Here is an 18,494-nt window from a genome sequence, read left to right as displayed (position 1 = left end):
AGAACGTGTGGCCCGCCTCCGCGAGGCCCGTGCGGGTCGCGGCCGGCCACCCGCGCTCGAGGGCGAGCGCGTCGGACGCGGCGTAGGGGTACGTCGTCGCGGCGAACGCCGACGTCACGAAGCGCGGGCGGTCCACCGCCGCCTGCGCCGACACCCCGAACTCGTGGACGGCGACGAACTGCTGCGTTTGGCCCTGCGGTTGGGTGTCGACGCCGGTGTTCCCCCCGAGCACGTAGGGGAGCCCGTCCTTCGTCGCTAGGTAGGGGTTGGAGGTGTGCCGCACGTCGAAGCCCGGCGTGAGGCGGTTGGGGTCGCCCTCGTCGAGCGCGAGGAAGCGCATGCGGTTGTTCATGTGGATGCCGGTGCCGTCCACCACCAGGAACTGCGCCCCGAGGCTCGTCGTGACCGCGGCGGCGTTCCCGAAGCGATCCACGACGTGGAACGTCGTCGTGCTGGTGGGGACGCCGGGCGGGGGCGGCCGGTAGGGCGGGGGGGACGCCGGCGTCAGGGCTGTGGGGTCGTCCGCACCGGCCTTCGCGCCGGACGCGAGCCCCGACGCGATGGGGAGGCGCAGCACGTCGTCGGTGCGGATCCGGGCGCGTTGGTCCTCGGCGTAGGCGTCCGAGAGGAGCGCGTCGACGGGCACGTCGACCCGCGTGGGATCCCCGACGAAGGCGTTGCGGTCGGCGAAGGCGAGCTTGAGCGCTTCGACCTGCAGGTGCACCGCGCGCGGATCATTGGGGCCGTCGAAGGAGGCCAGGTCGAAGCCCTTGAGGATATTGAGCGCCAGGAGTTGCGTGAGGCCCTGCGAGGCGGGCGGGTTCTGGTGCACCGTGACGCCGTCGCCGTACGCGATCGCGATGCTGGGAACGACGCCCGCCTCGTACGTTGCGAGGTCGTCGTACGTCAGGTACCCGCCCCGCGCGGCGGACGCGTCGGCGATGGCGCGGGCGATCGGTCCGCGGTAGACGTAGTCGCGCGCCGCCTGGATCGCGGCGCTTCGCCCCTCGTCGCGTGCGCCGTCGTACGCACCGACGATCGCGTCGAACGTCGCGGCGAGGTCCTCCTGCACGACCGTGTCGCCGTAGCGCAGGAGGCGCCCCTCCGGCATGTAGATGGCCCGCGCGGCCGGACGGTTGGCGATCAGGTTCGCGTCCCGCGACAGCCAGAAATCCATGGTCCGGTAGACGCCGTAGCCCTCCCGCGCGGTGCGGATGGCGGGCGCGAGGACGTCCCCGAGCTCCAGCGCGCCGTGCCGGTCCAGCCACAGCATCCAACCGTCCCACGCGCCGGGCACGATCGACTGGTGGAACCCGGGGGTCTCCACCCGGTCGGCGTAGTCCGAGACGCTCGCCAGGCTCCCGGTCGGTCCGACCCCGTCGAGGCTGGTGACCTGCTGCGTGTCCGCGTCGTAGTACAGGGCCCACGTCCCGCCCCCGAGGACGCTGGAGAACCACGGCTCGACGACGCTCAGGGTCGCCGCGACGGCGACCGCGGCGTCCGCCGCGGTCCCGCCCTTCGCGAGGATCTCGAACCCCGCCTCCGTCGCCAGGTGGTGGGAGGAGACCACCGCCGCCGACGCGTCGTCGGGCGTGGAGCACCCCCCGAGCGCGACGATGAGCGCGAGGAGCCACGCGAGAACGCCGACCGACCGCCGCGAGGCGCGGTGGCGCGAGGACCGCGTGGGGGCGGTTCGAGGTGGGCGGATGGTGGGCCGGCGGGGGGCGGGCGCGACGTCGTCCTTCACCTCGTGACCCTATCGTGACGCTTCGCGTGAGACCTGTGACGTGGGTACCGGCACGGGCGATCGCAGAGGGCGAGATGGTGCCCGCGGTGGGGGCGTGGGGGTCGGCGCCGTGGACAGCGGACCGTCCGGTTTCGTACCCTTCTCCGAGGAGGTGGCTTCGTGCCCCACGTCATCGCTTTACCGTCCGTCCAGACGACGTCGCGCATCGTCGCGGGACTCCTTGCCCTCGGGATGTTGGCGGCCTGCGGGCCAAGCGAACGCGAACGCGAGCTCGAGGCCCGCAACGAAACCCTGCAGACCCAGGTCGGGGACCTGGAAACGCGGCTCGCCGCCGCGGAGACCGAGCTCGGGGACGCGAACGACGCTCGCGACGCGCTACAGGAACGCCTCGACGCCGCGCTCGACGAGCGCGACACGCTGCAGGCCCAGGTCGCGGACCTCGAGGCCGACGTCGCCCGTCTGGAGGCGCGCGCGAGCGACACCCGCGAACGTCTCGGCGACCGCGTCGACGATCTCGAGGCGGCGCGCAGCGAACTGGAGGCGGCGCGCGAGGCGCTCGCCGCCGCCCGGGCGCGCAGCGAGTCCCTCCGCGCGGAGCGCGACGCGCTCCGCGCGGAGGTGGCCGATCTCGAAGCCCGCCTCGCTCGGGTCGAGGACGGCGGCGAAGGCTCGGAGGGCGACGGGGACGTCGACGGGGGGGCGGCGGAGGCGCTGCGCACCGAGCTGGAGGCGGCCCGCACGTCTCTCGCCGAGGCGGAGGTGGAGCGCCTCGAGGCGCGCGTGGCGGACCTCGAAGCCGCCGCCGACGCCTCGGGGAGCGACGAGGCCGCCGCCCGCGCCGACCTCGAGAGCGTCGAGACGGACCTCTCGGTGACCGAGGTCGAGTTGGCGTCGGCGCGCGCGAACCTGCGGATCGTGCAGGACGACCTGGCGGACGTCGAGGGGGAGCTCGAAGCCGCACGGGGTGACCTGGATGCGACCCGCGCGGAACTCGAGGCGACCGAGGCGGAGCGTGATGCGTTGGCTGCGTCGCTCGAGGCGGCGGTGGAGGAGCGGGATGCGCTCGAGGGGCGGGTGGCGTCGTTGCGGGATGCGTCGGCGGAGGCGCGTGCGGAGGTCGAGGCGGCGCGGTCGGAGGCGGCGGGGTTGGCCGAGACGCTGGAGGGGGTGGAGGCGGAGCGTGATGCGTTGGCTGCGTCGCTCGAGGCGGCGGTGGAGGAGCGGGATGCGCTCGAGGGGCGGGTGGCGTCGTTGCGGGATGCGTCGGCGGAGGCGCGTGCGGAGGTCGAGGCCGCCCGGGCGGAGGCGGCCCGCCTGACCGCCGACCTCGAGGCCGCCCTGGAGGCGCGCGAGGGGCTCGAGGAGGTCACCGAGGCGCAGCGCGAGGAGCTGGCCGCGATCCGGGCGGACCTGCGCGCGACGCAGAACCGCGTGGCGGAGCTGCGCGACGCGCGGGGGATCTACACCGTCCAGCCGGCGGATTCGCTGTCGAGCATCGCGGTGTTCTTCTACCGCGACGTGGGTCGGTGGCCCGACATCCTGGCGGAGAACGACAACCTGATCGACGAGGCCGACCTGATCTTCCCGGGCATGGTCCTGGTCATCCCGCGCTGAGCCCCGCCGCCGTCGCCTAGGCCGGATCGGTCGGGTTCGCGACGTTCGCGTCACACGTCCGCGCGACGCTCGGTCCGTCCCCTCGTTGGGAAGCGTTCGGGGACGGAAGGGAGCGACGGTGGCGCGCCCCGTGGTGCTGCTGCACGGGTTCGGAGGTCGGCCCGAGGGGTACCGGGCGTGGATCTCCAGCCTCCGCGCTGCGGGCCGCCCCGTCGTCCTCCCTCTGCACTACGACGTCCGCAGCAACGACGTCGACCTCGACGACCTCGCCGAAGCCCTCGACCGCACCCTTCGGCGCGACGCCCGCCTCGCGGGCGGCGCGCCGTTCGACGCCTTCGTGCACTCCACCGGCCTGCTGGTGCTGGCCGCCTGGCTGGCGCGCGAACCCACACGCGCCGCCCGCCTCCGCTGGGTCGTGGGCCTGGCCCCCGCGACGTTCGGGTCCCCGCTCGCGCACCTCGGGCGCGGCATGCTCGCGGGCGTGTTCCGGGGGGACTGGCGGCCGGGCCCCGACTTCCTCGAGGGCGGCGATCGCGTCCTCCGCGCCCTCGAGTTGGCCAGCCCGACCGCGTGGCGGCTGGCGGACGCCTGGAGTCCCCCGGCGGGCGGCGCCCCGCCGGGGTCGGGCCCCCACCTCCTGCTGGTGGGCGGCGCCGGGTCCCGCACCGGCCCGGCCGGCCTCGTGCATCCCGCCGGCAGCGACGGCGTCGTGCGCGTCGCCGGCCTGGACCCCCGCGCGCCCGCCTACCGCCTCGACGCCCGCCCGGGGGCGGGCGAGGGGGGTGCGCTCGTCCGCGAGGGCGGCCGGCGGCCGGCGGCGCACGACCTCCCACCCCTGGTCCTCCCCGACGCCGACCACGGCTCGGTCCTGCGCGACCCGCCCCCCGACGTCGCGGGGTTCGTGCTCGCGGCGCTGGCCGCGCCGGGCCCGACGGCGGCCCTCCGGGCGCGCGCCACCGCGCGGGCGGCCGCGGCGCGCGGTCGGCTGCGCGCCCAGGGGGACGACGGGGACCGCTGGCGGCAGGCGTGGGTCCGCGTCGAGGACGAGCGGGGCGACGGCGTCCGGGATTACTACGTCGACCTGCTCACCCGGCGGCCGGGGGCACGGGTTTGGCGGCGGGTGGCGACCGACGGCGCGCTGGACGTCCACGTCCACGGCGCGGACCCCGCCTCCCGCGCGTTTCACGTGCGTCCCCCGGAGGACGCGGACGACGTGGCGTGGGCCCTCCGCCTCGTCGCGCGCTCGGGCAGCCCCCGCGTCGGGTACGTCGGGAGGCGGCGGGCGCTCCCCGTCGCCGGCGAGGGGCCGGGCGCGGACCCCTGGACCGCGGTCCTGCCGCTGACCCCGCCGGACGGGACGGCGTTCCTCCCGGTCGGGACCACGGTGCGGCTGCGCGTCGTCGTCGAACGCCAGCCGTGGCCGCCCGAGGGCCCCACGCACCTGGTGCGCCTCGCGGGGTAGATTCGCGCGAACGTTCGTACGTCCTTGGAGGTGCCGCCGTGCGCATCACGTCCCTGCAGGGGCCCGACGGGCCCATCGCCGCCCTACGCGTCCCCGCCGGCCTCGCGCCGGTCCCCGCCCTGCCCGGGGACGGGAACGGCCCCTGGCCGCCGACCCTGGACGCCCTCCTGGCGTCGGGCCGCTTCGCGGCCCTGCGCGCCTGGAGCGACGCGCACGCGGCGGAGGTGGCCGAGGTCGCGGCCGGCGAGGCCGGCCGCGCTCTCGCCGACGCCGCCCCGGCCGCGCTGCTGGCGCACCCCCCGAAGATCCTGGGGGTGGGCCTGAACTACGCCGAGCACGCGGGCGACCTGGGCGAGACCCGCCCGGACGAACCCGCGACGTTCATGAAGCCGCACACCGCGATCCTCGAGCCCGGCGGGACGATCCCCATCCCGCGGCAGAGCGAACGCACGACCGGCGAAGCGGAACTCGCGCTGGTGATCGGCGGGCACGGCAAGGACGTCCCCCCCGAGCGGGCGGCGGACCTGATCGCGGGCGTCACGACGGCGATCGACATGACCGCGGAGGACATCCTGCAGCGCAACCCGCGCTTCCTGACGCGCGCGAAGAGCTTCGACGGCTTCCTGGTGCTGGGGCCCGACCTGGTGACGCTCGACGACGTGCACGCCGCCCTCGCCGAGACGGGGGAGGCGACGTCCGGGGGTCTGGACGTCGGGGCGCTCGAGGTGACGACCACGTGGAACGACGCGCCGGTCCGCCGCAACGTCGTGGCGAACATGCTGCACGACCCGGCGTCGCTCGTGGCGTTCTTCAGTGCGGTGATGCCGCTCGAGCCGGGCGACGTCATCAGCACCGGGACGCCCGGCGCGGTCCCGCTCGCGCACGGCGGACGGGTGGGGTGCACCATCCCGGGCGTCGGTTCGGTCGTGTGCCCGGTGCACGACCGCAAACGCGACGGCTGATCCGCCGGCCGCCCTTCGCATCGAAGGCGATCCGGCCGGACCGCCTTCGACGGGCGCATCGATATGCGGTAACACCGGTCACGGTTCGTGCGGCTCGAGACGCGCGCAGGACGGGGTTCGCGGCGTTGACAGTGCCGCGGGGGGCACGTATACTCCGCCAACCTGCATAGGCATGCAGCCGCTGCAGGTCCGGTCCAAGGACGCGACGCCGGTCGCGTTGTGCTCGTTCCCGTCCAGGTGTGCCGTCTTCATGACGGACCCGCGGCGGTCCCGCTCCTCGAAAGGACGTATCCATGAAGAAGATGCTTGCCCTTCTCGTGACGCTCGGCGCGCTGCTCGGCGTGTCGACCGCGCAGGAGCCGGTCACCATCGGGGTCAACCTCGAGCTGTCCGGCCGCTTCGCGACCATCGGAACCTCCACCCTCCAGGGCATCGAGACCGCCCTCGAGGAGCGCGCCACGGTCGACGGCCGCCCCATCGAACTGTCGATCTGCGACAACCAGACCACGCCCGAGGGCTCGATCAACTGTGCCGCGCGCTTCGTCGACGAGGGCGTCGTCGGGGTGCTGGGGTCCATCTCGACGACCATGAGCATCGCCGCCGCCAACCCCCTGCAGGAGGCCGGCGTCATCATGATCTCGACCAGCTCCACCAACCCCGCCACCACGCAGATCGGCGACCACATCTTCCGCATGGCGTACACCGACGACTTCCAGGGCAAGGTCGCCGCACGGCACGCCGTGAACGAGCTCGGTGCGGAGCGCGCCATCGTCTTCCGCCAGCAGGACGACGACTACAGCTTCGGCCTCGCCGGCTTCTTCGCCGACGAGTTCGAGGCGCTGGGCGGGGAGACGATCACCCTCGACTTCGTCGCGAACACCGTCGACTTCAGCGCGCAGATCAACGACGCGCGCGGCTTCGACGCCGACGTCATCTACTACAGCGGCTTCTGCGCCGAGGGCGCCAGCCTCATGCCGCAGCTGCGCCAGCAGGGCTTCGACCAGCAGATCCTCGGGGCGGACGCCAGCGACGACTCGCAGTGCCCGACCGGCGGCGGCGAAGCGTTCGACGGCTACCTCCTCACCGGCTTCGGCGGGCCCGAGGTGCTGAGCGGCGACGCGGCGGCCCGCGCCGAGGACTTCGCCAGCCTCTTCGACGTCGTCTTCCCCGACGCGCCGGACTTCAACGGCTTCACCCTCGCCGGCGCGGATTCGTTCAACGTGCTGGTGCAGGCGATCGACGACGCCGACTCCACCGACGGCGACGCGGTGCTCGAGGCGCTGCAGAACCTCGAGGGCTACCCCGGCGTCTCGGGCGAGATCACGTACGCCGGCACCGACGGCACCCCCGCCGACCGCACGATCGCCTTCTTCCAGTACGCCGTGCCCGGCGAGGACGGCTCGGAGTGGAGCAAGGCCAGCCTCTTCGGGGTCGGTACGGGCGAGTAAGGACGCGCCCCGGACGTGGGGGCGGCCCAGCGCCGCCCCCGCGCCCTCAGCGCGACGGGGGAGGGCGGTCCGCCGCCCTCCCGCCCCGTCGCCACGCTTCCGCGTCTCCCGCATCGCCGCGTAGGAGGTTCCGTGTCCGCGATCACGACCCGCGCACCCGCGCGCCGGATCCCCTGGGGATGGCTGTTCGGCCTCGGCATCCCCGCCCTTATCTTCGTCCGCATCTATTACCTCGTCGCCGTCGCCGGCGAACGCGACCTGGCGTTCTTCCTCGGCGCGGCGCTGCAAGCCATGCAGCTCGGGAGCCTCTACGCCCTGATCGCGTTGGGCTACACGATGGTGTACGGCATCATCCGCCTCATCAACTTCGCGCACGGCGAGGTCTTCATGGTGGGGGCCTTCACCAGCTACTTCCTGTTCACCCTCGCCCCGTTCGCGCTGCCCTGGGCGCTGGCCTGGTCGGCGTTGCTGGCGTGGGGCGTGACGTTCGTGCTCAACCTCTGGCGCGGCTCGATGCGCGACCCGCTCGTGCTGGCCGGGGGCGGCGTCGCCTTCGTCGCCTTCGCGGTGGCGTTGAGCACGTCGGGCCTGAACTGGCTCGCCGCGATGCTGCTCGCGATGCTCACGACCGGCGTGCTGGGCGTCGTCATCGACCGGGTGGCGTACCGGCCGCTGCGCGGCGCGCCGCGCATCTCGCTGTTGATCACCGCGATCGCGGTGTCGTTCCTGCTGCAGAACACCGGCCTCATCCTCTTCACCCGCAACCAGACGCCGTACCGCCCCGGGACGTCCTGGACGGAGTTCCTGCAGTTCGACGTCGGGGCGGGGACGGTCTACACCAGCCGCCTCGTGTTCCTCATCCCGATCGTCACCGCGATCCTGGTGACCGCCCTGACGCTGTTCGTCACCCGCACCCGCCTCGGCAAGGCCATGCGGGCCAGCGCCCAGGACGCGGAAACCGCGCAGATGATGGGCGTCAACGTCAACCGCGTCATCGCCACCACCTTCCTGCTCGGCTCCATGCTGGCCGCCGCCGGCGGGGTGTTGTGGGGCCTGAACTTCGGGAGCCTCAACCAGCCCGCCGTCCTCGGCATCCTGCCCGGCATCAAGGCGTTCGCCGCGGCGGTGATCGGGGGGATCGGAAGCCTCCCCGGCGCGGTGATCGGCGGGGTGCTGCTCGGCTTCCTCGAGAACTTCGTCACCGCCCTCTTCCCCCGCACCGGTGACTTCCCCGGCCTCACGGAGTACAAGGACACCTTCGCCTTCGCCCTGTTGATCATCGTGCTGTTGATCCGTCCCTCCGGCATCGTCGGGGAGGACCTCTCGGAGAAGGTGTGATGCCCGGCGAACGCCCCATCACCCGCAACGCCCTCCTGACGCTCGGGGTCGTCGCCGTCGTCGCGCTCCTCCTCGCGTGGGTGCAGGGCGCCGGCGGCGCGAAGCTCAACGACACCCTCGCCCTGTTCGCCATCTGGGGCATCGCGGCGCTGTCGCTCAACCTGATCAACGGCACGACCGGCATCCTCTCGCTCGGGCACCACGGCTTCATGCTGATCGGCGGGTACGTCACCGCGCTGTTGATCCTGCCCGACTCCGCCCGGCAACAGATCTCCTCGAGCGCGCGCAGCGCCATGACGCCGTTCACGCTCGGCCTGTCGGTGGAGTCGTGGTTCGCCGCGCTCGGCCTCGAGGCGCTCACGACGCCCGGCACCCTCTGGGTGCGCTTCGTCGTCGCGCTGTTCATCGGCGGGCTGGTCGCGATGCTGTTCGGCCTGATCGTCGGCATCCCCAGCCTCCGCCTCAAGGGCGACTACCTGGCGATCGTCACCTTCGGCTTCGGGGAGATCATCCGCCTCACGGCGTCCACCAGCCTGTTCGCGCCGTTCACGAACGGCGCGCTCGGGTACGCCGGCGTCCCCAGCGACTTCGGGAAGTCGCTGGGGTGGACGTTCGCGCTGCTCGGGATCACCCTGTTCGTCCTGACGAAACTGAAGTTCTCGAGCCACGGGCGGGCGCTGCAGGCGATCCGCGAGGACGAGATCGCCGCGGAGGCGATGGGCGTCTCCCTGGCCCGCCACAAGGTCATGGCGTTCACCATCAGCGCCTTCTTCGCCGGCATCGCCGGCGGCCTGTGGGTGTCCTACCTGTCCGCCGCCCGCCTCGACTTCTTCTTGTTCTTCCTCACCTTCTTCTTCCTCGTCGCCATCAGCGTTGGGGGGACGGGGTCGTACACCGGCGTGCTGATGGGGACCGCGGTCGTCGTGTTCGTCCAGCAGTACGGCGACCCGCTGGAGCGCACCTACCCCCTCGAGACGTGGTTCGCGATCCTCGGGGCGCTGGTCCTCGCGGCGGGATTGGGGGGGGCGGCGTTCCGCCGCCGCAAACGCCTCCGGCCGGTCTGGCACCCCCTCACGATCCTGTTGGCGGGGATCGGTGCGGTGGTGCTGGCCGTCGCCCTGCTGTTCCCCGACGCGGCGGCGTTCGACGGCACCTTCCAGGCGTTCGGGATGCGCCGCATCCTCCTCGCGGTCCTGCTCATCACCATCATGGCGCTCCGTCCCGAGGGGATCATGAGCCGCGCGGAGTTCAGTTGGGCGTGGCTGCTCCGCGAACGCAGGGCGGAGCCCAGCGACGACGAACGCGCCCAGGACGCCTGGCTCACGAACCCCGACCTGAACCGGGCCGGCGCCGCCGCCGCGGACGGGGCGGCGGGCAGTGCGGCGGGCAGTGCGGCGGACGGCGCGGCGGGGGCCGCCGACCCGGTGGAGCCCTACGACTACGCCTCCGACCACCCGAGCGCGCAGGGCGACCCGCTCCCGCGGGCGCTCCTGGACGACGACGGGCCGGGGGCGCACCCGCTGCTCGAGCGGGGCACGAAACCCCGCGACGTGCAACGCCACGGCGTCGCCGGCGACCCCGACTTCCACCCCGACGCGCCCGACGACGGCGCGTCGGGGGACGCGGACGACGACGGCGGCGACGCTGGAGGCGGTGCCACCGACGACGGTGACGAGGGGAGGACCTGACGTGTCGATGTTGAGCGTTCGCGACGTCAGCAAGAGCTTCGGGGGGCTGCAGGCCACGAGCCACCTCAGTTTCGACGTCGAGCCGGGCGAGATCGTCAGCGTCATCGGGCCGAACGGGGCGGGGAAGACCACCCTGTTCAACCTGATCACCGGCGTCTACACGCCGGACGCCGGCGACGTCCTGCTCGAGGGGCAGTCGCTGGTCGGGAAGGCCCCCGACCAGGTGGTCGGCGAGGGGGTCGCGCGGACGTTCCAGAACCTGCGCCTGTTCACGAACCTGTCGGTCCTCGAGAACGTCCTGATCCCGCAGCACCGACGCCGCCACGTGCCGTGGTGGCAGGCGGTGCTGCGCACGCGCAGCTACCGCGAGGCGGAGCGCGTCATGCACGAACGCGCCCTCGAGGCCCTGTCGTTCTTCGGGCCGCGCCTCATGAGCTTCCGTCTGCACCAGCCGGTGTACGTGTTGTCGTACGCCAACCGACGCCGCACCGAGATGGCGCGCGCGATGGCGACCGGCGCAAAGATGCTGCTGCTCGACGAGCCCAGCGCCGGCATGAACCCGAAGGAGACGAAGGAGATCACCCAAATCATCCAGCGCATGCGCGACGAGGGCGGCTACACGATCCTGCTCGTGGAGCACAAGATGAACCTCGTCGGGGAGATCAGCGACCGCGTGATCGTCCTCGATTACGGCCGCAAGATCGCCGAGGGCGCCTACGAGGACGTCGTGAACGACCCCGCGGTGCTCGAGGCGTACCTCGGCAAGCGCAGCGACGACGCGCGCGAGGAGGGGGCGGCATGAGCGACGCGGCCCCCGGACCGGCGCCGGAGAACCTGCTCGAGTTGCGCAAGGTCACCACCCACTACGGCCCCATCCGGGTGCTGCACGACGTCGACATGGTCATCCACCCCGGCGAGATGGTGTGCCTGCTCGGAGGGAACGCCTCGGGCAAGTCGACGACCCTCAAGACGATCCTCGGGATCGTCCGGGTGTCGGAGGGCGAGATGTACTTCCGGGGGGAGCGCGCCGACACGCTCGACACCGCGCAACGCATCGAGCGGGGCATGGCGGTCGTGCCGGAGAACCGGCGGATCTTCCCCAAGATGACCGTCCGCGAGAACCTCGAGATGGGGGCGTACCTGCGCAACGACCGCAAGGCCATCCGCGAGGACGTCGACTACGTCGTGAACCTGTTCCCCCGCATCGGGGAACGCCTGAACCAGCAGGGCGGCACGATGTCGGGGGGGGAGCAACAGATGTTGGCGATGGGGCGGGCCCTCATGAGCCGCCCGAAACTCATCCTGATGGACGAGCCGTCCATGGGGCTCGCACCGTTGTTCGTCGAGAAGATCTTCGAGATCATCAAGACCGTCAACGACGAAGGCATCAGCGTGTTCGTCGTCGAGCAGAACGCGAACGTCGCGCTCTCCATCGCCGACCGCGGCTACGTCCTGCAGACCGGCGAGGTCGTCCTGTCCGGGCCCGCCCGGGACCTGCTGGAGGACGAGGCGATGAAGAAGGCGTACTTGGGCGACGTGTAGCCGCGTCGGCCTCGCGCCACGTCACGGGCCGCCCCGCGGGGCGGCCCGTGACGATGCGGAGGGCGGCCGTCAGGCCGGTTCGTTCAGGCGCAGGTACCAGCGGCGGTAGTCGTGGTACGTCGACGGGTCGTCGTTGCGGATCTCCTCCATCGTGGCGGGCGCCTTGACGATCGCCGGGTCGCCCGGCGTCCAGTCGGCGGGCGTCGACATCTTCTGCGCGTCGGAGAACTGCAGCGCGTCGAGGAAGCGCAGGACCTCGGGGATGCTGCGCCCGACGTTGAGCGGGTAGTACAGCATGCCGCGCAGGACGCCCTCGGGGTCGATGAGGAAGACCGCGCGCACCGCGGCGGTCTCCGACGCGCCGGGGTGGATCATGCCGAACCGGTTCGAGACCTTCATGTCGAGGTCGGCGATCACGGGGAACGGGACCGGCTCGCCGGTCATCTGTTCGAGGTCGTGTAGCCACGCCAGGTGGGCGTGCACGGAATCGATCGACAGGCCGATGAGGCTCGCCCCGCGCGCCTCGAAGGCGCTCGCTTCGCGGGCGAACGCCAGGAACTCGGTCGAGCAGACGGGCGTGAAGTCGGCCGGGTGGCTGAACAGGACGACCCAGCGTCCGCGGTAGTCGGAGAGGGCGATCGTGCCCTGCGTCGTCGTCGCGGTGAACTCGGGCGCCGGCTCGTTCAGGCGGGGCAGCGTGGGGCCGGCGGTGGGCGTGGCGTCGGGGGCGGTCGGGGCGTCGGACATGCGGGTCTCCAGAGGGCGGGGGGAACGACCCCGCCGATACCCGGTGGGGGTATGTGAGCGTAGGCTATCCCCCCGTTTCGACGACGTCAAGCAGGTCGGAATCATTCCGACAACGGGGGGGTCGGGTTCGTTCGCCACGCTCGGACGGAACGTGGGCTCGTCCGCTCATGCCGCCCGAAGGCCTGCGGGCGTCCCGCCCACCCTGGATCCGCGCTGTGGACTCGGCGTCGCGCCCGCCCCAACGCCCCTCGCCCCACGAGGGCGGGGCCGCCGATGATTCAGGGGATCGCCATCCGTGGCGGGCCCTCGTCGTCCGCGAGATCGGTGCTCCGTCCCGCGATCGACCCCGCGAACCGGGTGGGGGCCTCACCCTTCCCGAGGGGAGGGGGCGGCCTGGTCGGCGGTCCGCTCCGCCTCGATCCACGCGTCGAGGTCGCTCAGGACGTGTTCGGACGACGAAGCCGGAACGCCGACGACGCCGTTGCGATCGCCGACGACGATGTCGTGCGGGGCGACGTACGTCGATCCGATGGCCAGTGGTGTGTCCTGCGTCCCCGCACCGACCGCGTCGTGACGTTGCGGTCGCACGCCGCGCGCCACGACCGGAAGCGTCCCGGCCTCCAGCGCGACGACGTCGCGCACCTTCCCGTCGACGACGACGCCCGTGACGCCGCGAGCGGTCGCGGCGTCCGCGAGTCGGTCGCCGAACACCGCGGCGGAGGGGTGACTCGAACGTACGACGAGAACGTCGCCGGGGAGCAAGGCGGGCAGCATCGTGCGGATCGGCGCGACGCCGCCGTTCGTGGTCACGGTGCGGGCGCGCCCGACGAAGCATGGAGGACCGAGTCGCACCCCCCAATCGACGTCGAGAACGCGGACGTCGGCGCGATCGCTGAGGATGCAGGTGAGGTCACCGATGCCCACGTGCGTGCGCAGGACGTCCAGGAGCGCGGCGACGTCCGGAGTGTCCTCGCGGCCGCTCATGACGATGTGGGGGGAAGGGACGAAGCGAGTCGATGCCAGAGTCGCGCCCATGCCTCGAGTCCGAGCGCGAATCGTTCGGGGCGGTAGAACTCGTTGGGAGCGTGGATGTTCTCGTCGGCGGTGCTGAACGAGAAGAACAGCGTGTCGGCCCCCAGCGTCTCGGCGAAGGTGGCGGCGATCGGCACGCTGCCGCCCATTCCAACGCGCACCGGTCGTTGGTCGAAGGTGGCTTCGAGGACCGCCTCGGCGGCATGTAGGACCGGGTGGTCGTCCGGCATGACGTAGGCGGGGGCGCCGAGCTCGCTGCGGCGGATTGCGAGCGTGACGCCGGGCGGCCGGACCGCGTGCAGGTGGCGTTCGAGTGCGTCGAGGACGGCGTCGGGGTCCTGCCCCGGAACGAGTCGACAGGTGATCTTGGCGAACGCTTCCCACGGGAGCACCGTCTTGGAGCCGGGCCCCTGATAGCCGCCGCCCAGACCGTTCACCTCCACCGTCGGGCGCAGCCACTGACGCGCCAGCGTGCCGTAGCCCGGCTCGCCGTAGGTCCCGGGCGCACCGACCTCGTGCAGGTAGGTGGCCTCGTCGAAGGGGAGTCGGTCGAGCTCGGCGAGGCGGGCTTCGCTCGGTGTGGCGACACCGTCATAGAACCCCTCGACGGCGACGCGGCCGGCGTCGTCGTGAAGGCTGGCGACGATGCGCGCCAGCGCGTGCGTCGGGTTGTGGATTGCGCCCCCGTGACGGCCCGAGTGCAGATCCTTCCCCGCCGTGCGGACCCTCAGTTCGAGGCCGGTCATACCGCGGGCCCGGGTGGTCAGTGCCGGGACTTCGGCCTTCCACATCCCCCCGTCGGCGGAAAGCACCACGTCGCACGCCAACTCGCCGGCGCGCGAGCGCACGATCTCGGGGAGGTGTGGGCTGCCGATCTCCTCCTCCGCTTCGAACAGCAGCCGGAGGTTCACCGGTGGAGCGCCGTGCCGGAAGAACGCTTCGGCGACCAGAATGGGGATCAGCATCGATGCCTTGTCGTCGGAGATGCCGCGGGCGTACCAGCGACCGTCGCGCTCGTCGAGCTCGAAGGGGGGGGATGCCCAGGCGTCCAGCGGGTCGGGAGGTTGGACGTCCATGTGGCCGTAGACGAGGACGGTGGGGGCGCCCGGAGCGCCGTCCCAGCTCGCGAGGACGGCCGGGTGCCGGGGCGTGTCGATGCGCTCGACGCGCAGGTCGCCCATGGCGCGTAGTCGCGTCTCGATCCAGCCCGCGGCGCGGCGGACGTCGTCCGCGTGCGCAGGGTCGGTCGATACCGACGGGATCGCCACGAACTCGGCCACCGCCGTGCGGTGCGCCTCGAAGGCGCCGGCCAGGTCGTCGAGCACGGTTGGAAGGTCGGCGCGGGTCATGCGCGTCCCCCGTCGACCGGGAGCGTCTGCCCGGTGATCCAGCCTGCCTGCTCCGACGCGAGAAACAGGACGGGGTGCACGACGTCGTCGACGGTACCGAGTCGCCGCAGGCCGATGCTCTCGATCAGGCGCTTCTGGCCCTCGGCGCCGTAGGAAGCCCACTGGCGTTCGGTGGTCGGGTTCGAGCGAACGAAGCCGGGTGCGATCGCGTTGACGCGCACGCCCCACGGACCCAACTCGTGCGCGAGTTGGCGCGTGAGGCCGATCTGCGCGGCCTTCGCCGCCGCGTACGCCTGGATTCCGGTCAGGCTCACGCCCAGCCCGGCGCCGCTGCTGATGGTCACGATCCGGCCCGCGCGCCGTCGTTTGAACACCGGGGCCGCTGCGGTCGCGGTGTGGAAGGCGCCGTCGACGTTGACGGCGAAGATCGCCTTCCAGTCCTCCTCGGGGACCTCCTCGAGAGGCCGCCCGACCTGGCCCAACACGCCGCCGGCCACGTTGACGATCACGTCGATGCGGCCCTCGGCCGCTTCGACGCCGTCGACCCACGCGCTCACGGACGTCCGGTCGGTGACGTCGACGCGCGACGCCGCAAGGGGTACGCCTCGACGTTCGGCCTCGGCGCGGGTCGCGTCCAGCTCCGTCGCATCCACGTCGCAGGCGTGCACGTGGGCTCCGAGGTCGGCGAAGGCGAGCGCGATGCCGCGACCGATCCCTTGCGCGGCGCCGGTGACGAGGACGACGTCGCCGTCGAAGCGGACGTTCACGCCACCTCCGGTACGTCCGCCACGGCGTGCAGGGTGTCCCACGCCTGGGGGCGCCGTCCCTCTTCGACGTCGTGAACGACGTCGATCAACCGCGCCAAGGTCGGCGTCGCCCGTCCCGCGGCCTGCGCCCGCGCCACGATGGGGCCGAACTGCGCATCGATTTCGGTGCGGCGCTTGCGGACCGCGAGATCGCGCCAGACCCCGCTGTGGGTCTTGGCTGAGCCCCGATTGTGGGCCACCATCGCATCGTAGGACGCGGCACGCATCGCGGCGTTGCCCGCCGGCCCGAAGGCCACGGGATCGAAGCCGTTGAACCCGAAGGGAATGACCCCCTCCACCTGCGCGACCTGCAGCACCTCCGCCGCGAGCGCGTCGAGGATGGGGCGCACGTCCCGCGCGTCGAGGACGTCGGCGATACTCTCGTTCGTCAGGGCGCTGGCGAACAGCATGGCGCCATACCCCATCTTGCCCCACAAGTAGCCCCAGACGTTGTCGGTGATCCGCGTCGCGGGATCGAAGGCCCGCACGAGGGCATGGAGGGACACGAGGCGGTCGCTCGTGCGACCGTCGAGCTCGCCGATGGTGACGGTGCCGCGACCTCCGAAGTGGATGCGTCCCGGACCGAGGTAGTCGGCTCCGAAGTTGACGAACGCGCCGATGGTGCGGTCGGGGCCGACGCGGTCGCGCACCGTCCATTCGTTCAGCCCGTTTTGGAACGAGGCGACGTACCCGCTGGGCGCGAGCACCGCCTCGATGGCGTCGAGGGCCTGCGGCGTGTGCTGCGCCTTCGTGCACAGCAGCACCGCGTCGTATCGGCCGGAGAGCTCGTGGGGTTCGTAGGCGGGGACGGACACCGTGAAGGTGTCGACCGGCCCCTCGATCGTCAAGCCGGATCGGCGCACGGCGTCGACGTGCGACGCCTCGACGTCCACGAGGGTCACGTCGTGCCCCGCCCGGTGGGCGTACGCTCCGATCGTTCCGCCGATGGCACCGGCCCCCCAGACGAGCGTCGTCATGCGCTCCACGGTCCTTCGATCGCGGCGCGCGTTTCGGTGACGCCGACCTCCCACAACGCGAGCATCACCTCGTCGGGTTTTTCGTAGGCGCCCCCCATGTTGCCGTCCCCAACGTAGGCGCGGACGTCGGCGGGTGCGAGGGCGCGCAGGACCTCGAAGTCGACCATGGGTTTGGCGGTCGTCGGGACGTCGCGGTCCGCGTCGAGGCGCGTCCAGGGGAACGTCTCCATCCACGAGGCGTGGGAGGCGGCTGGATCGATCGATTGCACCTTGGCCCACGTTTCGGGGGCGCTCCACCAATCGTGCCAGCGAACGCTCGTTCCGGGGTGGTCCATCATCCATTCCTGGAGCAAGCCACGGACGCCGGCGTTGCCTCCGTGGCCGTTGACGAACAGGATGCGTCGAAACCCCTGTCGCGCCAGGCCGTCCATCAGGTCGCGGAGGAGGGCGAGGTAGGTATCCACCCGCAAGGTGACGGTCCCGGGCCACGACGTCTGGTAGGGCGTGAGGCCGTAGGGGACGCCGGGCATGACGGGAACGCCGAGCGGTCCTGCGGCCTCGAGGGCGACCCGTTGCGACAGGATGTTGTCCACCCCGAGGCTGAGGTACGCGTGTTGTTCGAGGCTTCCGAGCGGAACGACGACGCGGTCGTCGCGCTTCAGATACGCCTCCATGTCGAACCAACTCATGTCGTGGACGTGCATTGGGCCTCCTTGGGTGGGGTTGGTTGGGCGAGCGTCGCCGCCTGCACCTGGGGGACGATGTGCCGTTCGACCCAAACCGGGTCGGGATCGTGGCGGTACTCGAAGGCGTGAAGGTCGGCCGGGATGCGCTCGAGGACGGCGTCCGCGCCGGTCGAATACACGACGACGTCGCTCGTCGCGACGAGGGCGTCGACGTCGGCGGCGTCCAGGACGGTTCCGCGGACGTCGGCGACGTGGCCGGCATAGGACCGGACCCCGTCGAGGAACGTCGGCAGGAACGAGGGGAGGGCCGAGACGACGCCCACGCGGCTGAACGGCGACAACGTCGCCAGCGCGCTGCGGACCCCCGTCTGCGGGAGAAACCGGAGCGACGCCACGCGTGGTCCCCGGCCGCCCAGGCGCGTCAGGAGCTCGCGCCGACGGTACGCGAACGTGAGAGCGAGGTCGGCGTTCGTCACGCGCTCGAGGGTGTCGCCACGAAGGCGCTCGAAGGTCGTGGTGGACACGTGACGGCCGAGGCGTTCGCCGAGGGCGCGCCCGTACCGGGCGGTGGCGGCGTCGTAGATCCCCACCAACCACACGTCGAGCGTCGGTTCCATCGCTCTCGATTGGAGGCGGACGCTCAGCAGCGTAGCCAGCTCTTCGGGCGGCATACCGTGGCGCTCGGCCAAACGCACCACGTCGTCGATGGCGTGATGAATCGCGGGGAGGTGCGGGTTCGGTGGGGCGTCGTCGTCGCGGCGAGCCGCGAACGTACCGCGGCCCGGCACCGTCTCGATGAGATCGCGTTCGCGAAGGGCCTTGAAGACGTTGGCGACCGTCACCGGAGAGACCGAGAGTTGCTCGGCGAGTTCGCGGACCGACGGGAGGCGATGTCCGGGGGCGAGTCGCCCGGTGGCAATGCCGTACTCGATTTGGCCGAGGAGTTGCGCGTGAATCGACACCGGGAGGTCGCGATCGATGCGCAGGGGGAGCGGGGGAGGTGGCTCGGGCACGCTCATCCTCCCCAAGTGTACGGGGTGACTGGTACGCGATTCTGCATGGAGCGATTGTAACAGGAAAGAATGTGCGCAGTTGA

Annotated in this window: 16 protein-coding genes; 8 read left to right on the top strand and 8 right to left on the bottom strand. The window is 72.0% G+C overall.

The window, feature by feature from the left end:
* On the bottom strand, positions 1-1,747 hold a 1,747-nt coding region (locus tag RI554_01450), incomplete at its 3' end, for a gamma-glutamyltransferase (protein ID MDR9390676.1).
* A 159-nt stretch (positions 1,748-1,906) separates the two neighbouring features.
* Here RI554_01450 and RI554_01445 point away from each other — a divergent pair.
* From RI554_01445 to RI554_01410, 8 genes are all read left to right on the top strand, one after another.
* Positions 1,907-3,361, top strand: a complete 1,455-nt coding sequence (locus tag RI554_01445) for a LysM peptidoglycan-binding domain-containing protein (GenBank protein ID MDR9390675.1) — start codon at positions 1,907-1,909, stop codon at positions 3,359-3,361.
* A gap of 118 nt (positions 3,362-3,479) precedes the next feature.
* Positions 3,480-4,823, top strand: a complete 1,344-nt coding sequence (locus tag RI554_01440) for a hypothetical protein (GenBank protein MDR9390674.1) — start codon at positions 3,480-3,482, stop codon at positions 4,821-4,823.
* Positions 4,824-4,861: 38 nt separating this feature from the next.
* Positions 4,862-5,785 carry a fumarylacetoacetate hydrolase family protein gene (locus RI554_01435; protein MDR9390673.1) on the top strand — a complete coding sequence of 308 codons (924 nt, stop codon included), beginning with the start codon at positions 4,862-4,864 and terminating at the stop codon, positions 5,783-5,785.
* A 293-nt stretch (positions 5,786-6,078) separates the two neighbouring features.
* Positions 6,079-7,233 (top strand): ABC transporter substrate-binding protein, encoded by a 1,155-nt coding sequence (locus RI554_01430; protein ID MDR9390672.1) that lies wholly within the window; start codon positions 6,079-6,081, stop codon positions 7,231-7,233.
* Between the two features lie 291 nt (positions 7,234-7,524).
* Entirely contained in the window at positions 7,525-8,571 is a 1,047-nt protein-coding gene (locus RI554_01425) for a branched-chain amino acid ABC transporter permease (GenBank protein MDR9390671.1), read from the top strand.
* Positions 8,571-10,259: a branched-chain amino acid ABC transporter permease gene (locus tag RI554_01420; protein ID MDR9390670.1), complete on the top strand. Its 1,689-nt coding sequence runs from the start codon at positions 8,571-8,573 to the stop codon at positions 10,257-10,259. The genes RI554_01425 and RI554_01420 overlap by 1 nt, the downstream gene beginning before the upstream one ends.
* A gap of 7 nt (positions 10,260-10,266) precedes the next feature.
* A complete protein-coding gene (locus tag RI554_01415; protein ID MDR9390669.1) occupies positions 10,267-11,061 on the top strand; it encodes an ABC transporter ATP-binding protein in 795 nt (264 codons plus the stop codon).
* On the top strand, positions 11,058-11,801 hold the full coding sequence (locus RI554_01410; protein MDR9390668.1) for an ABC transporter ATP-binding protein: 744 nt from the start codon (positions 11,058-11,060) through the stop codon (positions 11,799-11,801). The genes RI554_01415 and RI554_01410 overlap by 4 nt, the downstream gene beginning before the upstream one ends.
* Positions 11,802-11,870: 69 nt before the next feature.
* On the opposite strand, the gene RI554_01405 is transcribed toward RI554_01410, so the two are convergent.
* From RI554_01405 to RI554_01375, 7 genes are all read right to left on the bottom strand, one after another.
* Positions 11,871-12,548, bottom strand: coding sequence for a peroxiredoxin (locus RI554_01405; protein ID MDR9390667.1), 678 nt, complete (start codon positions 12,546-12,548; stop codon positions 11,871-11,873).
* A 366-nt stretch (positions 12,549-12,914) separates the two neighbouring features.
* On the bottom strand, positions 12,915-13,532 hold the full coding sequence (locus RI554_01400) for an RraA family protein (protein MDR9390666.1): 618 nt from the start codon (positions 13,530-13,532) through the stop codon (positions 12,915-12,917).
* A complete protein-coding gene (locus RI554_01395) occupies positions 13,529-14,929 on the bottom strand; it encodes a dipeptidase (GenBank protein MDR9390665.1) in 1,401 nt (466 codons plus the stop codon). The genes RI554_01400 and RI554_01395 overlap by 4 nt, the downstream gene beginning before the upstream one ends.
* Positions 14,926-15,696 (bottom strand): SDR family NAD(P)-dependent oxidoreductase, encoded by a 771-nt coding sequence (locus RI554_01390; protein ID MDR9390664.1) that lies wholly within the window; start codon positions 15,694-15,696, stop codon positions 14,926-14,928. Before RI554_01390 ends, RI554_01395 begins: the two co-directional genes overlap by 4 nt.
* Entirely contained in the window at positions 15,693-16,712 is a 1,020-nt protein-coding gene (locus RI554_01385; protein MDR9390663.1) for a 2-dehydropantoate 2-reductase, read from the bottom strand. The genes RI554_01390 and RI554_01385 overlap by 4 nt, the downstream gene beginning before the upstream one ends.
* Positions 16,709-17,416 (bottom strand): creatininase family protein, encoded by a 708-nt coding sequence (locus RI554_01380; protein MDR9390662.1) that lies wholly within the window; start codon positions 17,414-17,416, stop codon positions 16,709-16,711. Before RI554_01380 ends, RI554_01385 begins: the two co-directional genes overlap by 4 nt.
* The gene (locus RI554_01375) at positions 17,398-18,417 is read right to left on the bottom strand and encodes a GntR family transcriptional regulator (GenBank protein MDR9390661.1); all 1,020 of its coding nucleotides are present in this window, start codon (positions 18,415-18,417) and stop codon (positions 17,398-17,400) included. Before RI554_01375 ends, RI554_01380 begins: the two co-directional genes overlap by 19 nt.
* Positions 18,418-18,494 lie beyond the last annotated feature (77 nt).

Source organism: Trueperaceae bacterium (assembly GCA_031581195.1).
Taxonomy (GTDB): Bacteria; Deinococcota; Deinococci; order Deinococcales; family Trueperaceae; genus SLSQ01.
This window is presented reverse-complemented; position numbering and strand designations above follow the sequence as displayed.

Excerpts from the sequence above, each read along its gene's own strand:
- RI554_01430 (MDR9390672.1), top strand. The coding sequence starts at position 6,079 with ATGAAGAAGATGCTTGCCCTTCTCGTGACGCTCGGCGCGCTGCTCGGC.
- RI554_01425 (MDR9390671.1), top strand. The coding sequence starts at position 7,525 with ATGCAGCTCGGGAGCCTCTACGCCCTGATCGCGTTGGGCTACACGATG.
- RI554_01420 (MDR9390670.1), top strand. The coding sequence starts at position 8,571 with ATGCCCGGCGAACGCCCCATCACCCGCAACGCCCTCCTGACGCTCGGG.
- RI554_01415 (MDR9390669.1), top strand. The coding sequence starts at position 10,267 with ATGTTGAGCGTTCGCGACGTCAGCAAGAGCTTCGGGGGGCTGCAGGCC.
- RI554_01410 (MDR9390668.1), top strand. The coding sequence starts at position 11,058 with ATGAGCGACGCGGCCCCCGGACCGGCGCCGGAGAACCTGCTCGAGTTG.
- RI554_01405 (MDR9390667.1), bottom strand. The coding sequence starts at position 12,548 with ATGTCCGACGCCCCGACCGCCCCCGACGCCACGCCCACCGCCGGCCCC.
- RI554_01400 (MDR9390666.1), bottom strand. The coding sequence starts at position 13,532 with ATGAGCGGCCGCGAGGACACTCCGGACGTCGCCGCGCTCCTGGACGTC.
- RI554_01395 (MDR9390665.1), bottom strand. The coding sequence starts at position 14,929 with ATGACCCGCGCCGACCTTCCAACCGTGCTCGACGACCTGGCCGGCGCC.
- RI554_01385 (MDR9390663.1), bottom strand. The coding sequence starts at position 16,712 with ATGACGACGCTCGTCTGGGGGGCCGGTGCCATCGGCGGAACGATCGGA.
- RI554_01380 (MDR9390662.1), bottom strand. The coding sequence starts at position 17,416 with ATGCACGTCCACGACATGAGTTGGTTCGACATGGAGGCGTATCTGAAG.
- RI554_01375 (MDR9390661.1), bottom strand. The coding sequence starts at position 18,417 with ATGAGCGTGCCCGAGCCACCTCCCCCGCTCCCCCTGCGCATCGATCGC.